The sequence below is a fragment of the Rhizobium sp. WYJ-E13 genome, assembly GCF_018987265.1.
Classification (GTDB): Bacteria; Pseudomonadota; Alphaproteobacteria; order Rhizobiales; family Rhizobiaceae; genus Rhizobium.
Map to the genome: position 1 here is coordinate 1,143,067 of NZ_CP076853.1, position 14,659 is coordinate 1,157,725.

Genomic DNA, 14,659 nt, shown 5'->3' on the forward strand with positions numbered 1-14,659 from the left:
AATTGCATAAAGGGGTGTAGGCAGCCGCTCGCGAATGCGCATGCCGGCAGATTAGTAGAACGCGGGAGATTCGCTTGTTGTCATCATGACACGGCAGAGTATTCGCGAATGGCAGAAATGTACCGGCTTCCTCGTTAACGACAGGACGATAGCCACGATCGGCTATTGTGTGCCGGGCGAATTGGCGCCAGCTTCACCGAAGCTTAGCGATATCAGGTTGCAGGGCATTGCCCTCGCCGGCGCCATCGAACCAGAGGTCGTGAGTGTCGTCCTGCGTGGCGAGGGCTCTTCCGATCGCCGCATTGCCCTTCTGACGCTGCCATCTCCTGTTCAGGGAAAACAGGTCCTGAAGGTTCGTGCGGAGGCGCCTGTTGTCGGCGACCGGCTGATTATGCCGTTCCTCAAGGGGAGCTCCGCCGAATTCAGCGCCTCCATGGATGACGAATGCACCATCAGCGAAATCAGAGAGGAGTCCGTTATTGCCTATCGCTGTGATGGCGATATCGGGTCTGCTGGCGCCCCGCTGGTTTCCTTCGAAACCGGAGAGGTGATCGGCATCTACTCGTGGTCCGGTGAGAAGGCACGCTTCGGTATACGCTTTAATCCCTCGGATCTGCTGTAGGAGAGCGGCAATCAGCGGGCCGCGCCGCGCTGGTTTTCCCTGTCGAGTTGTGTCACCAGCGCCAGTACGACCTCCGACACAGGCGTCGGCACATTGGCGGTGCGCCCGAGCGCGACAACCATGCCGACGAGCGGCACGATTTCGAGCGCTTTGCCGGCCAGGAGATCCTGCAGCATCGATGTGCGCACCGGGCCGATATGGCGCGACTGCTGCAGTCTTTCTTCGATGGTGATGCTGAATGTCGCGCCGAGAGCGCTGCCGACAGCACGCACTTCGTTCATAATTTTACCGACCATGTCGAAAAGCGCAGGATCGGCCATTATATCGGTCATCAAAGCTCGCGTCAGCGCGCTGATCGGGTTGAAGGCTGCATTGCCCGTCAGCTTGTTCCAGATCTCGTCACGAATGCGCGGCGTAGTCGAGACAGTGAGGCCGGCCCTGGTGAAGAGACCAGCAATGGTTTCGAGATCGGCCGACATGTCGCCGGAGGGTTCGCCAAGCACGAAGCGGCCATTGTTGGAAAGGCGGATTTCGCCGGGATTGACGACCTCCGCACCCTGCATCGCCACGCAGCCGATCACCCGCTCCGGGCCGATCAGGCGCCACAGTTTGCCGCCGGGATCGAGCTCATCGAATTGCAGTTCGGCATGGCCGCTTTGCATATCGCGATGGAAATACCACCAGGGAATGCCGTTCAGCACCATGACGACGCGCGTATCGTCCTTCAGTAGCGCGGCCATGCCTTCCGCTGCCGGGCCGAGCTGATGCCCCTTCAGGCCGGTGATGATGAGGTCCTGCGGCGGTAGTGTCGTGGGATCGTCCGTTGCCGTGATCCGCACATTGATCAGCCTGTCGGCACCGGCTTCATGCAGGGAGATGCCATCCTTGCGGATCGCCTCCAGATGCGCGCCGCGTGCCACGACAGAGATGATCGCATCGTCGCCGAGCTGGCTTGCAAGCTTGACGGCGATCGCGCCTCCAAGGGCACCGGCCCCGTAGGTACAGATGGATATGTTCGGCATGCCTGCCTCTTCCTATTCGTGATGACGCGGTAGACATAGGCCATCGAAGCGCCGGGGCGAATGAAAATCTTGACCTGTTGAACGCTCTTCACGCCGAAATGAAACAAGCGCGCCGGCGGGCGCGCTTGTTGTCGTGGGAAAGGTCGGTCAGGCGGTCTGCTCGAAGTCCGTGGAGATGGCGAGCTTGCGCCATTGGGCAAGTTCCTTTTCGACATTGGCATGTTCCTCTTCGATCTTGGCGACCGTATCACCGCCGAAGGGCATGCGCAGCGGCGGGTTGGCGGCGTTCACCATTTCGATGATGCCGGCAGTCAGTTTGGCCGGATCGCCCGGCTGGGCATGGTTGGCACTGGCTGCGAAGTCGCGCATGTTGCCGGCCGGTGTGCCGATATAGTCGGGGATTGAGGCTGGGCTGATTGCCAGCGAATTGTCATGCAGGAAGTCCGTGCGGAAGAAGCCGGGCTCGATGATCGTGACCTTGATGCCGAAAGGCTCGACTTCGGTCGCCAGCGATTCCGACAGACCCTCGACAGCGAACTTCGTGGAGCCGTAGACACCCCAGCCGGGAAAACCATAGTAACCACCGATCGAGGAAAAGTTCAGGATGTGGCCGGCGCGCTGGCGGCGCATATAGGGCAGCACGGCGCGGGTGACCTTCAGCAGACCGAAGACGTTGGTGGCGTAGATCTTTTCGATCTCGTCGGCAGTGGCTTCCTCGACGGCGCCGAGCAGGCCGTAGCCGGCATTGTTGGCGAGGATATCGATGCGGCCGAAGCGGGAAACGGCGGCGGCAGCAGCTTGCCTGGCCTGGTCTTCATTGGTGACGTCGAGAGCGACGGCAAGCAGGTTCGGATGATCGCCGAACTGTTCGGTAATGGTCTTGGGGTTGCGGGCGGTCGCAACGACAGCGTCGCCGCTGGCAAGAGCGCCCTTGGTCATCAGCGCGCCGAAGCCGCGCGATGCACCCGTGATGAACCAGACTTTCATGGCAATTCCCTTTCGTCAGATTGTTTGTTTCAGCAGTTCGTTGCTGACGGAGAGGAATTTGACGCAAATCTCGCTCATGTATAAGGTTTGTTATTTGAGAGATTATGATGAGTGAAATTCAGTAATGAGGGCAACCGAACTTTCCGAAATGGCAGCTTTCGCCGCTGTTGCCAGACACAAGAGCTTCCGCAAGGCGGGAGAGGAAAGGGGCGTGACCGCCTCCGCGATCAGCCACGCCGTCCTCAATCTGGAGGATCGCATCGGCATTCGCCTCTTGAACCGCACGACCCGCAGCGTCTCATTGACGGAAGCCGGAGAACTGCTCCGGTCTCATCTCGATCCGGCCTTCGGTGAAATCAGCGCCGCGCTCGATGCGCTGAACCGCTTCCGCGATACACCTTTCGGTCGGGTCCGCATCAATGTCGGCAATTCCATTGCGCCTTTCGTCGTCGGTCAGGTCATCGGGCCGCTTCTGATGAAGAACCCCAATCTGCAGCTCGAAATAGCCGCAACGGACAGGCTAGTGGATATCGTCGAGGAGGGTTTCGATGCAGGCATCCGTTTCGGTGAGCGTGTCACGGAGGGTATGATCGCAGTTCGCATCAAGCAGCGCATGCGCCTCGTCGTCGTCGGTTCGCCCGCCTATCTCGAAACGAGACCATTGCCGGAAACGCCGCATGATCTGAAGCGGCATATCTGCATACAGAACATGTTTCCGTCAGGCGCGCGTTATCCCTGGAATTTCGAAAAAGACGGCCAGGCCATCACCTTCCATCCTACGGGTCCGTTGTCCCTTGACGACCATGAATTGATGACAACGGCCGCCCTCAGCGGTGTGGCGCTCGCCTATGTCTGGGAGGGCAGGGTGGCACCGCTGATTGCAAGCGGCCAGCTCGTTCAGGTGCTGGACGAATGGTGCCAGCCGGAAGAGCCGCTTTATCTCTACTATCCCAGCCGACGGCACATTTCGGCGGGCTTCCGCACAGTGATCGACGCGATCCGCGGCGACTAGCGTCGTGCGTCCATTCGGGCGCACGAAGCTCTAACTCTTTGAATCTGCGCATCAGCCTTTCCGAAAATCGATGCCGATTTTCGGAAAGCCTGATGCTGTAGTCGTCAGAGTTTTTGGAACTCCAGCCGGTAGACGACATCCTCTCCCGTTATCGGGTCGGTGGCGGGTGCATCGCTGATGACGAGTATGTCACCCTCCATATGCACCGGGCGGATAAGGGGCCGCTCCCATGTCGGATTCCAGGCGGCCTCGACGTGATGGATCACCTTGTCGCCCTCCAGAGTATATTCGGCCGTATAGGCCAGCATCGTATCGAAGAGTGCGGCCTTTTCACTGTCGTTGGGCGCTTTGCTGTTGGGTTTCGGTCTGCGCCGGTTGGCAACGAAGGCCATCATCCGGCCATCGGCGTGATAGGCGATATATCCGATGGGATCGGCACCCATGGCGTCGCTGACTTTCCCCGTCGCAACGACGGTTCGTGTCCACGAGATCATGCGCCACGTTCCGATAAGGGCGGCTCTGTCCATGATTACCCCTCCTTAAGGTAGTCTAGCACAACTAGAAATGCAGGCTATGAATCCGGAGCCTTTCCTGGTCACAATGTTCCAATCAGAGCAGGAGAAGCTTCCGGCGATCAGTCAAAACTCCCTTTTGACTCTCGGTGGCGAAGTGGTGAAGATGCGCCGCACGAAGGAAGAGCAGCGCCGGAGGGGCGAATGAGAAAGCCGTTTTTTTCTGCTGGCAGTCGGTGGAAAATGGAATATCGCAAAGGGCTGCTGTCAGTGCTTGCAGCTATGATGTTGTCTACCCTTCCGCTGGAAATATCGGCGCAGGAAATGCCGGCACAAACACCGGCATCCAGGGAGCAGGTCGAAAAGCTGCTTTCCCGCTGGAAAGAACATTTCAAGGGTGCGGAGACCCTGCGGGATCGGCGCACCGCTTTCCGCGGTTTCATGGAATCGCTGCCGGAGCCGACACGCGTCCAGATCCGGCATGTCGATGCCGATGGCGTCGATGCCGAACTTGTCTGGCCTGCGCGCCTTCATCATCCGATCGGCCGGCGCGTGATCCTCTTCATCCATGGCGGCGGCTTCTACAGCGGTTCCATCCGCACACACCACCTGATCGCCGGTTCGCTCGCCAAGGCAGCGTCCAGCGATGTGTTGCTGATGGATTACAGACTGACGCCTGAATATAGCTATCCGGCACAGGTCAATGATGCGCTCACCGCCTACCGCTGGCTGCTCGACAGCGGCTACAGCAACGGAAATATCGTGGTGATCGGCGATGGTGCTGGTGGCAATCTGGCGCTCGAAGCCGTGTTGCGACAGATGCGTTCCCGTCAGCCGCTGCCGGCAGCCGTCGTGGCGCTGAGCCCGATCACCGATTTATCCGCCTCAGGTGCCTCGGTCACAGCGAATGCCGCCAATGATCCGGTGCTGGACAAGGATGCGCTGGACGTGTTGCGCAAGGCCTATCTCGGCAATAATTCCGCAACGGATCCCAATATTTCTCCACTCTATGCCGATCTCTCGGGTTTTCCGCCCTTGCTGCTGCAGGTCGGTTCCGGCGAGCTGCTGCTCGACGATACGCTGCGGCTTGCCGACAAGGCGCACAAGGCGGGCGTCGACGTGACGACGCAGGTCTGGCCGGGAATGCCGCATCAATGGCAGCTTTTCCCCTCGGTGCTGGATGATGCTGACAAGGCGGGCCAGAAGATCGCCGAATTCGCGATCGCGCATTTTGCAGATCCACCAGCGCAGTAAGGACCAATCCGGAACTGCACGATCGCAGTTCTTACGAGTGGCCCGAATTCAGCCCCTCGATCGGCCGGCCGATGGCGAGATTCTGACGCAGCTTGGGATCTAGCCGCTCGGCATAGGCATGATCGGGCGCGGCACCCAGCGCATCCAGCATCTTGGAGAAGAAGCAGCGCGCGGCGGCTGCCGCTGTGACATCGAAGATCTCTGCGTCATCAAGTCCATGCCGCTTCAAGCCATCGATGTCCTGCTGCGTCACTGAGGTCGCATCGCGTGCCACCTTGGCAGCAAAATCCATGATCGCCCGCTCGACGGCATCAATGGGCGCTTTCTCGCTGCCACCGGCCACTGCCGAAAGGCTTTCATTGGTAAAACCGTCGCGCAGCAGTGCGGAACCATGGGCCAGCATGCAATAGGATGACTTGAGCTCCCTGGCTGCCGCCAGCGTGACCAGTTCATAACGCCGCTGGCTCATATGGCCGCGAATGCTGGCAAGCAGCGTCCCCCAGTTTTCCATCACTTCAGGCCGATGGCCGAAGGCTCGGTACATGTTCGGCAGATAGCCGTAGCTCGCTTCGGCCGAGGCGTACATCGAAGCCGTCTTCTTGCTGGCGGATGCATCGGGGGTATGAATGAAGGCCATGGCGTGATCCTCCCTTGATCCAGTGGGAGAATAGAGCGGCGCCTGATGACATCAATCGGCCTGCCGATTGCTTTCCGCAAAATGGATGCCGGATACCTTGGCCGGTCGCCCGGTTTCCCGTTGGCGGTGTAATGGCAGGATCTGATGTTCCGTCAGAGTGTGGCAGTGACCGTGAGGCTCAAGGAAAAAGGGGCGAATGAGGCTTAGTCTCGGCTCTGGCAGCCGGTGGGACTTAAGACGCGGCTACAAATTTCTGCAGGCTCCGTGAATGACGAAATCTTGATTGCTCACGCGGTTCCCGGAGCTTCGGACCAGCCTATCTGCTTGGCTATGGCACGAGCCTGTGATGGGGTTCTGATGTCGTCGTTTATCGGTATGGGGGTAGATAAAATGTCCCAATTTCGAAAACTGTTGGCAGCCGGGGCAACTGTCGTCGTCATAGCCATGGCATCGTCCTGCACGACGAGCCCGGATAGTTCGATCCAGACCGGCTCGGTCGGCTATGGGCAAAGCGCCGACTTTGGGCTCCGACCGGCGTGCCTGGGTGGATTTGGCAACGATAGGCCTTGCAGTTATTGACAAATTGCCGAGCCACCAGACGAAGCTCCGAAGTTGACTGAACGCTGGATCGCTAGAGAAGCGGGCCAGGGAAAGACGAATTTCGCCATTGAAGCCATTGAAAACGATCCAATATTGTCAGATAGGCTGAGGTGATGCAAAAGGACGCAGTTTTCTGTGATGGCGGAGCTTCGCATATCGCTGCCGGTGACATAGAGTGCAAGAAATCGATAATCGCTTGATTACACCACGCCGACCTCGCTTAGCAGGCGGTACATTTTCATAACCTATGGGAGCTGCATGATGGAATATCGTCGTTTAGGAAAGTCGGGTCTGAAAGTGAGCGAGTTCTCCTTCGGATCGTGGGTCACGTTCGGCAAGCAGGTCAATGGCGGCGACGCCGTCGACCTCATGAAGCTCGCCTACGACAATGGGATCAACTTCTTCGACAATGCGGAAGGGTACGAAAGCGGCAAGTCCGAAATCGTCATGGGCGAGGCGCTGAAGTCGCTTGCCTGGAGCCGCGACAGCTACGTCGTTTCGAGCAAAGTCTTCTGGGGCGGCCAAAAGCCGACGCAACGCGGCCTGTCGCGCAAGCATGTGACGGACGCCTGCCACGCAGCGCTGAAAAGGTTGCAGGTGGACTATCTCGACCTCTACTTCTGCCACCGCCCGGATATCGACACGCCGATCGAGGAAACGGTCCGGGCTATGCACGATCTCGTCGCCCAGGGCAAGGTTCTCTACTGGGGAACGTCGGAATGGTCCGCGCAGCAATTGACGGAAGCCTATGCCGTTGCCCGCGACCTGCGCATCACGCCGCCAACCATGGAACAGCCGCAATACAATATCTTCGAACGCCAGAAGGTCGAGGCCGACTACCTGCCGCTCTACGACCTGATCGGCCTCGGCACCACCATCTGGTCGCCGCTCGCCTCGGGCGTGCTCACCGGCAAATACAATGACGGCGTACCGGCCGACAGCCGTATGAACCTGCCCGGCTACGAATGGCTGAAGGAAAAATGGTCCACCGATGCCGGCCGCGCCCAGCTCGAACAGGTTCGCCAGCTTGCAAAGCTCTCAGACGAGATCGGCCTGTCGATCACCCATCTCGCCCTTCTCTGGTGCCTCGCCAACAAGAACGTCTCTACCGTCATCCTTGGAGCATCGCGCGCAAGCCAGTTGCAGGATAATCTCGCGGCCCTCTCGCACAAGGACAAGGTGACGGCTGACGTAATGGAGCGGATCGACAGCATCGTCGGCAACAAGCCGGAAGCACCGCGTCGCTTCTAGACAGGGCCAAAGCCGGATCGGGTATCTTTCCCTTGTCTTTATTCCAATACGAAATGGCCGGACCTTTTGGTTCGGCCGTTTCATTTTTACCGCGCTTCATTGACCGCTCGTCAGAGCGGGCAGCTGATCGCTGTATCTGTCACAGGTTGATGGTCACTGTCGTTCCTGTCGGATTGCCTTCGAGGGCCACGCTCCCGCGGTGACGGGTCACGATCTGCTTCACGATGCTCAATCCGAGGCCGGCACCCGTGCTCCGCGGCGTGACTCTGTAAAATGGTTCGAACACGAGATCTCGATGCGCTGCTGGAATGCCGGGGCCTTCGTCCGAAACCGAGATGCCTCCACGTTCGGACACGCGAACGGATATCGTGCCGGAATTTCCTCCATGGTCGATCGCATTGCGTACAAGGTTGCCTATGGCGCGTGACATCGCCGACCGACTTGCCAATCGATACAGCTCGCCCACTTCACTATCGAACGAGATTTCATATCCATTTCTGATGGCAAGTGGAGCTTGGTCGGCGACGACGTTCCTGGCGACCTCCACCAAGTCGGCTTGTTCAAACGGCTCCGGCGACTGCTCGCTCCGTTCGAAGTCGAGCAATTGCTCCGCCGTCTCCCGCAGACGCCCGATGTCATCCATCATGGTCTCGCGCGTACTTCCTTCCAGGGTCGTATCGATACGCGTCTGCATAACGGCGATCGGTGTGCGGAGCTCGTGTGCGGCGTCAATCAGGAAACGTTCTCTGGCTGCGAACTGCTGCTCAAGGCGCTCCAGGACGGAATTGAATGCGTGGATGAGCGGAACGACCTCGCTCGGAACCCGATCCACCGGCAGACGGGATCCGGGCTGGCGCGGGTCGATCTTCGGCGCTTTCCGAACGACGTCGCTCAGTCCTGAGAGCGAACGCCTGACCAGTCGCGGCACGACGAAGAAGAGCGCGGGTAAGGTAACTGCAAGCAGGGGCACGTAGATCTTGTACGCCTTGCCGAGAATCGCAAGGAATATCGACTCGTCTCCGTTGCGACCGCCATAGAGCACCCGAATCTCGGTCTTATTGATCTCGATGTCGTCGACTGAAGCCGGTACAGGGACGTTTGCCCCTGTGCCACGAATGTCGGCGTCTTTGATAAGCGGCACGAACTCGGCAAGTCGCGTATACGCAGGTGGAATGTTTCCATATGCCACAGCCGTTCCGTCCGGGGCGGCGGCGTAAAAAAAGAGATTGGGGTTGTCGTTCTTGAATGCTGTTAGCTGTTCGCTGTCCTTGATGCGAAGTCCTCGCCCAGGTTCGTAGTTCAAGGACCCTTCCAGAGCATTCAGAAGCCGGTACTGCATACTGACGTTCGGAGAATGGATCATCGCTCCATAGATGCATAGCCCGACGATTACCAATGCCGTGATAACGACGAACAGCAGGCTGAGCTGCCAACTCAGTCTCCACCACAGCGACGACGTATTCGGAAATCGCATCAACGCTCCTTAAGCAGGTATCCGACCCCGCGGATGTTGTGGATGGACACGCCGGCATCTGTGTCGGCCAGGCGTTTTCTCAGTCGCGAGACATGAGCATCCAGCGCGTTGGATTGGATAGTTTCCTCGTAATTGTAGATTTCGGTTTCCAGCACCGATCTGAGGACGGTCTTACCTTTTCGCTTCGCAAGGGTAACGAGCACCATCAGCTCTCGACGAGGCAGGTCGAGCTGCAGCTCGCCGACCATGACGTCCATCCGGATCGGATCCACGGTGATCCGTCCGACCGCGATGGACGGCTCCGCCAGGCCCGACGGGCGTCGCAATAGCGCGCGCAACCGAGCGAAAAGCTCCTCCATCAGAAACGGCTTGCCCAGATAGTCGTCGGCGCCAAGGTCCAGGCCCGCGACCCTTTCCTTCGGCTCGTTTCTGGCAGTCAGCACGATGACCGGCGTGACGACGCCGGAGCTTCGTAACCAAGGGATGAATGTGATGCCGTCACCGTCCGGCAGGCGTCTGTCGAGAACGATCGCATCGTAGGTCTGTTGTCGTGCCAGTTCGATTGCATCCCCAAGAAGAGCGGTGTGGTCCACCGCGATGCCCTTCTTGCCGAGTGAGGCCGCAACCGCTTCCGCCAGCCTTGTCTCGTCTTCGACCAACAGGATCTTCATGCATCACCCACCTTTCCGATCCTATGTTCACGACGACTATTGCGACAGGATTACGGCGTGAGCGTTTCGAATGGGGGAGGACGTGGGGCGTTGCGAGCCGGATAAATGAGATCGCATGATCGTACATCTTTCGCCGCAAGAGCAATAGTGAGGTGATCTGAGCCCGGTAAATCCCATGAGATTGCCAATCGCCTCTGAACAGAAAACTCCAGGCGCTTGCACGCCTGGAGTTATTTTCCGATCTGTCTGTTCTGAAGGAAATCGGACCTCTGTCCGAGCGGGTCAGTTTTCGATTGGTTGCAGTGAGTGCTCAATCGAAAGATGTAAAGCCGCCCCTTTTCCTCAAATGTTGACCGGGTTTAGCTGCGCGTAACAACTAAATTTCCCGAAGAAATCAGCTGCACCCACTCGTTGCACCGCAAGTGTCGCACTTCTCACAAGTCCCATTGCGCACCATCGTGAAGTTCTGGCACTCGCTGCACATGTTACCCGTATAGCCCTGCATGATCGAGCGGGCGCGGCGTTCAGCCTCCACCTTCTTGGCTTCCGTCTTGGCGGTTGCAGCGTCGGCTGCGGCCTTGTCGGAGAAAAGGGCGGTTGCGTCTGCGCCGGCTTCTTCGAGCACTTCCTCGGCGATCTCTTCAGCCAGTTCCTTGGCGCGCTCTTCGTAATCGCGCTTGAAGGCGACGATTTCGGAGGTGGAGATGGCGACTGTCGGCTCCAGCTTACGGGCTGCTGCACCCGCAAAGGAGGTCACCGAGCCGGTCGAGGAGGCGCGGGCAGGGGCTGCCGTTGCCGCACCCTTGGGTTCGCCAAGCTGACGGTCGCTGCCGGTGTTCGAGACCAGCGTCGGCTTGTAGCCGCGGGTCCAGCCGGTCGAGACGAGGTTCGTCTTGCCTTCCTGGATGCCCTTGCCGAGCGCCGTGTTGGAGAAGTCGGACGTATCGACATGGGCGAGGTCGTGACGGCCGAGATAGGAGACGGCGAGTTCGCGGAACACGTAGTCGAGGATCGATGTTGCGTTCTTGATCGCGTCATTGCCGATGACGATGCCGGCCGGCTCAAACTTGGTGAAGGTGAAGGCCTCCACATATTCTTCGAGCGGCACGCCATATTGCAGGCCGAGCGAGATGGCGATGGCGAAGTTGTTCATCATTGCACGGAAGGCAGCACCTTCCTTGTGCATATCGATGAAGATCTCGCCGAGACGGCCGTCGCCGAATTCGCCGGTACGGAGATAAACCTTGTGACCGCCGACGGCAGCCTTTTGGGTGTAGCCCTGGCGACGGTTCGGCAACTTCTCGCGTTCGCGGGAAACACGCTCGATGACCTTCTCGATGATCTTTTCGGTGACCGTCACGGCCTGGGCTGCGAGCGGCTGCTGGATCAGATCTTCCAGCGCATCTTCGTCGCTCTCGTCCTCGATCAGCGAAGCGTTGAGCGGCTGCGAAAGCTTGGAGCCATCACGGTAGAGGGCGTTTGCCTTCAGGCCGAGCTTCCAGGACATCATATAGGCATTCTTGCAATCCTCGACGGTCGCCTCGTTCGGCATGTTGATCGTCTTCGAGATCGCACCCGAGATGAAGGGCTGGGCAGCCGCCATCATGCGAATATGGCTTTCGACCGAGAGGTAACGTTTGCCGATCTTGCCGCACGGATTGGCGCAATCGAAGACCGGCAGGTGTTCCTTCTTGAGGAAAGGCGCACCTTCCAGCGTCATCGCACCGCAGACGTGGATGTTGGCGGCCTCGATGTCCTTCTTGGAGAAGCCGATATGGTCGAGCAGGCTGAAGCTCATGTCGGTGAGCTGTTCGTCGGAGACCTTCAGGGTGGTCTTCAGGAAGTCGGCGCCGAGCGTCCACTGGTTGAAGACAAACTTGATGTCGAAGGCGCTCTTCAGAGCCGCATTGACGGCTTCCACCTTCTCGTCGGTGAAGCCCTTGGCCTTCAGCGTCGAGGGGTTGATGGCCGGAGCCTGGTTGAGGTTGCCGTGGCCGACAGCGTAAGCTTCGATCTCGGCGATCTGGCTTTCGGGATAACCGAGCGTGCGCAGCGCATCCGGAACGGCGCGGTTGATGATCTTGAAATAGCCGCCGCCGGCGAGCTTCTTGAACTTTACGAGCGCGAAGTCAGGTTCGATGCCGGTCGTGTCGCAATCCATGACGAGGCCGATCGTGCCGGTCGGGGCGATGACTGAGACCTGCGCATTGCGGTAGCCATGCTTTTCGCCGAGTTCGAGCGCCTTGTCCCAGGCAGCCATTGCATGGGCTGCCAGATCCTGGTCGGGGTTTTCTTGATGGATCAGCGCAACCGGGTTGACCGAGAGAGCCTCGTAGCCAGCATTCTCGCCATGGGCGGCGCGGCGATGGTTGCGGATGACGCGCAGCATGTGCTCGCGGTTCGGCTCGTAGTTCGGGAACGGGCCGAGTTCGGCAGCCATTTCGGCCGAGGTTGCGTAGCAGATGCCTGTCATGATCGCCGTCAGCGAGCCGGCAATGGCGCGGCCTTCCGCGCTGTCATAAGGGATGCCAGTCGACATCAGCAGGCCGCCGATATTGGCGTAGCCGAGGCCGAGCGTGCGGTATTCGTAGGAAAGTTCGGCGATGCGCTTGGACGGGAACTGCGCCATCATGACCGAGACTTCGAGCACGACGGTCCACAGGCGAACGGCATGTTCGTAGTCGCCGATATTGATGCGCTTGGTGGCCTTGTCCTTGAACTGCAGGAGGTTCAGCGAAGCGAGGTTGCAGGCCGTGTCGTCGAGGAACATATATTCCGAGCACGGGTTAGAGCCGCGGATCGGGCCGCCGGCCGGCGAGGTGTGCCAGTCGTTCATCGTGGTGTTGAAATGGATGCCCGGATCGGCCGATGCCCAGGCGGCATAGGAAATCGTTTCCCAGAGATCGCGGGCCTTCAGCGTCTTCATCACCCGGCCGTCCTTGCGGGCGGTCAGGTTCCAGTCGCCATCTTCTTCGACAGCGCGCAGGAAGTTGTCCTTGATCGAGACGGAGTTGTTGGAATTCTGGCCGGAGACGGTGAGATAGGCTTCCGAATCCCAGTCCGTGTCGTAGGTCTTGAACTCCATGTCCTTGTAGCCCTGGCGGGCGAACTGGATGACGCGCTGGACATAGTTTTCCGGAACCTGATCTTTCTTGGCAGCGCGGATTTCGCGCTTCAGGGCCGGGTTCTTGGCCGGGTCGAAGCAATCACCATTGTCGCCTTCGCAATTGACGCAGGCCTTCATGATCGCCTTCAGATGCTGGGCGACGACCTTGGAGCCGGTCACGAGAGCGGCAACCTTCTGCTCTTCCTTGACCTTCCAGTTGATATATTCCTCGATATCAGGATGGTCGATATCGACGACGACCATCTTGGCCGCACGCCGGGTCGTACCACCAGACTTGATGGCGCCGGCAGCGCGGTCGCCGATCTTCAGGAAGCTCATCAGGCCGGAGGAGCGGCCGCCGCCGGAAAGCTTTTCGCCTTCGCCGCGCAGCATGGAGAAGTTGGAACCCGTGCCGGAACCGTACTTGAAGAGACGGGCTTCACGCACCCAGAGGTCCATGATGCCGCCTTCGTTGACGAGGTCGTCTTCGACGGACTGGATGAAGCAGGCATGCGGCTGCGGATGTTCGTAGGCCGATTTGGATTTGGTGATCTTGCCGGTGAAGGGATCCACATAGAAGTGGCCCTGGCCGGGGCCGTCGATTCCATAGGCCCAGTGCAGGCCGGTATTGAACCACTGCGGGGAGTTCGGGGCGACGCGCTGCGTGGCGAGCATATAGGCAAGCTCGTCCTTGAAGGCAGCTGCATCTTCCTCCGAAGAGAAGTAGCCCCCCTTCCAGCCCCAATAGGTCCAGGTGCCGGCGAGACGATCGAAGACCTGGCGCGCGTCGGTTTCCGAGCCGGTCTGTTCGTCCTTCGGCAGGCCCTTCAGCGCCGCGTCGTCGGCTACAGAGCGCCACAGGAAAGAGGGGACATCGTTCTCTTCGACCTTCTTCAGGCGGGCCGGGACGCCGGCCTTGCGGAAATATTTCTGCGCCAGAACGTCTGTCGCGACCTGGGAGAACTGCGCGGGAACGTCGATGTTTTCGAGGCGGAAGACGATAGAGCCGTCAGGGTTCTTGATCTCGCTCGTCGCCTTGCGGAATTCGATATCCGCATAGGCGCCTTGACCAGCCTTCGTAAACCGACGTTCGATGCGCATGTCCTTAACCTCTTGTTGGCGCCCGAAAGGGCACAAAATTTCCGTCCGGCTACACGTTGTCCCTTCGCGCAGCCGATGCTCGTTCCGTCTCGTGACAGGATTGTCATCCGAAGATGACTTTCCTGTATCTTGTGGTGAGGCTGGCTGCAAACGCTAAATATAGTGTTAACAGCTAAATTTTACCAGTCCCCGATATCGCTTTTTGAGGCTGGAAAAACGCGCAAAAAACCCTGCGGGCGTCACCGTTTCCGATGGTTCAACACCCTGATTCCGCGTTCGATTTTCCTTGGGAGAACCGGGCTCGTTACCTCCGATTCAGTCGCCGCCGCAACATCTGAAACATTAAGTTTGAAACGGCTGATTCCGTCAAGGGGTGGAACGTAACCGTTTGCTAACCACAACATCTTGTG

12 protein-coding genes are annotated in these 14,659 nt (G+C 59.0%); 5 read left to right on the forward strand and 7 right to left on the reverse strand.

Annotated features, from left to right (window positions below; translation table 11 throughout):
* Positions 1-85: 85 nt before the first annotated feature.
* The gene (locus KQ933_RS05755) at positions 86-622 is read left to right on the forward strand and encodes a serine protease (protein ID WP_216757760.1); all 537 of its coding nucleotides are present in this window, start codon (positions 86-88) and stop codon (positions 620-622) included.
* 11 nt (positions 623-633) lie between these two features.
* Here KQ933_RS05755 and KQ933_RS05760 read toward each other — a convergent pair whose 3' ends face one another.
* Together KQ933_RS05760 and KQ933_RS05765 are read right to left on the reverse strand one after the other, a co-directional pair.
* Complete coding sequence (locus tag KQ933_RS05760; RefSeq protein WP_216757761.1) at positions 634-1,644, reverse strand: ketopantoate reductase family protein; 1,011 nt, start codon at positions 1,642-1,644, stop codon at positions 634-636.
* A gap of 147 nt (positions 1,645-1,791) precedes the next feature.
* Positions 1,792-2,631 carry an SDR family NAD(P)-dependent oxidoreductase gene (locus KQ933_RS05765; RefSeq protein ID WP_216757762.1) on the reverse strand — a complete coding sequence of 280 codons (840 nt, stop codon included), beginning with the start codon at positions 2,629-2,631 and terminating at the stop codon, positions 1,792-1,794.
* Between the two features lie 124 nt (positions 2,632-2,755).
* Here KQ933_RS05765 and KQ933_RS05770 point away from each other — a divergent pair, with 124 nt between their 5' ends.
* Complete coding sequence (locus KQ933_RS05770) at positions 2,756-3,643, forward strand: LysR family transcriptional regulator (protein WP_216757763.1); 888 nt, start codon at positions 2,756-2,758, stop codon at positions 3,641-3,643.
* Between the two features lie 104 nt (positions 3,644-3,747).
* On the opposite strand, the gene KQ933_RS05775 is transcribed toward KQ933_RS05770, so the two are convergent.
* Positions 3,748-4,170 carry a lipocalin-like domain-containing protein gene (locus tag KQ933_RS05775; RefSeq protein ID WP_216757764.1) on the reverse strand — a complete coding sequence of 141 codons (423 nt, stop codon included), beginning with the start codon at positions 4,168-4,170 and terminating at the stop codon, positions 3,748-3,750.
* Positions 4,171-4,437: 267 nt separating this feature from the next.
* On the opposite strand from KQ933_RS05775, the gene KQ933_RS05780 reads away from it, so the two are divergent.
* Entirely contained in the window at positions 4,438-5,409 is a 972-nt protein-coding gene (locus KQ933_RS05780; protein WP_253958339.1) for an alpha/beta hydrolase, read from the forward strand.
* Between the two features lie 31 nt (positions 5,410-5,440).
* Here KQ933_RS05780 and KQ933_RS05785 read toward each other — a convergent pair whose 3' ends face one another.
* Positions 5,441-6,046, reverse strand: a complete 606-nt coding sequence (locus KQ933_RS05785; protein WP_216757766.1) for a carboxymuconolactone decarboxylase family protein — start codon at positions 6,044-6,046, stop codon at positions 5,441-5,443.
* A gap of 390 nt (positions 6,047-6,436) precedes the next feature.
* On the opposite strand from KQ933_RS05785, the gene KQ933_RS33335 reads away from it, so the two are divergent.
* Both KQ933_RS33335 and KQ933_RS05790 read left to right on the forward strand, forming a co-directional pair.
* Positions 6,437-6,625, forward strand: coding sequence for a hypothetical protein (locus KQ933_RS33335; RefSeq protein WP_253958340.1), 189 nt, complete (start codon positions 6,437-6,439; stop codon positions 6,623-6,625).
* A 282-nt stretch (positions 6,626-6,907) separates the two neighbouring features.
* Entirely contained in the window at positions 6,908-7,897 is a 990-nt protein-coding gene (locus KQ933_RS05790; RefSeq protein WP_216757767.1) for an aldo/keto reductase, read from the forward strand.
* A 139-nt stretch (positions 7,898-8,036) separates the two neighbouring features.
* Here the strand turns inward: KQ933_RS05790 and KQ933_RS05795 are convergent, their stop codons facing one another.
* From KQ933_RS05795 to KQ933_RS05805, 3 genes are all read right to left on the reverse strand, one after another.
* A complete protein-coding gene (locus KQ933_RS05795) occupies positions 8,037-9,371 on the reverse strand; it encodes a HAMP domain-containing sensor histidine kinase (RefSeq protein WP_216757768.1) in 1,335 nt (444 codons plus the stop codon).
* Entirely contained in the window at positions 9,371-10,042 is a 672-nt protein-coding gene (locus KQ933_RS05800; protein WP_216757769.1) for a response regulator transcription factor, read from the reverse strand. The genes KQ933_RS05795 and KQ933_RS05800 overlap by 1 nt, the downstream gene beginning before the upstream one ends.
* A gap of 394 nt (positions 10,043-10,436) precedes the next feature.
* The gene (locus KQ933_RS05805) at positions 10,437-14,249 is read right to left on the reverse strand and encodes a vitamin B12-dependent ribonucleotide reductase (protein WP_216757770.1); all 3,813 of its coding nucleotides are present in this window, start codon (positions 14,247-14,249) and stop codon (positions 10,437-10,439) included.
* Between the last annotated feature and the right edge of the window lie 410 nt (positions 14,250-14,659).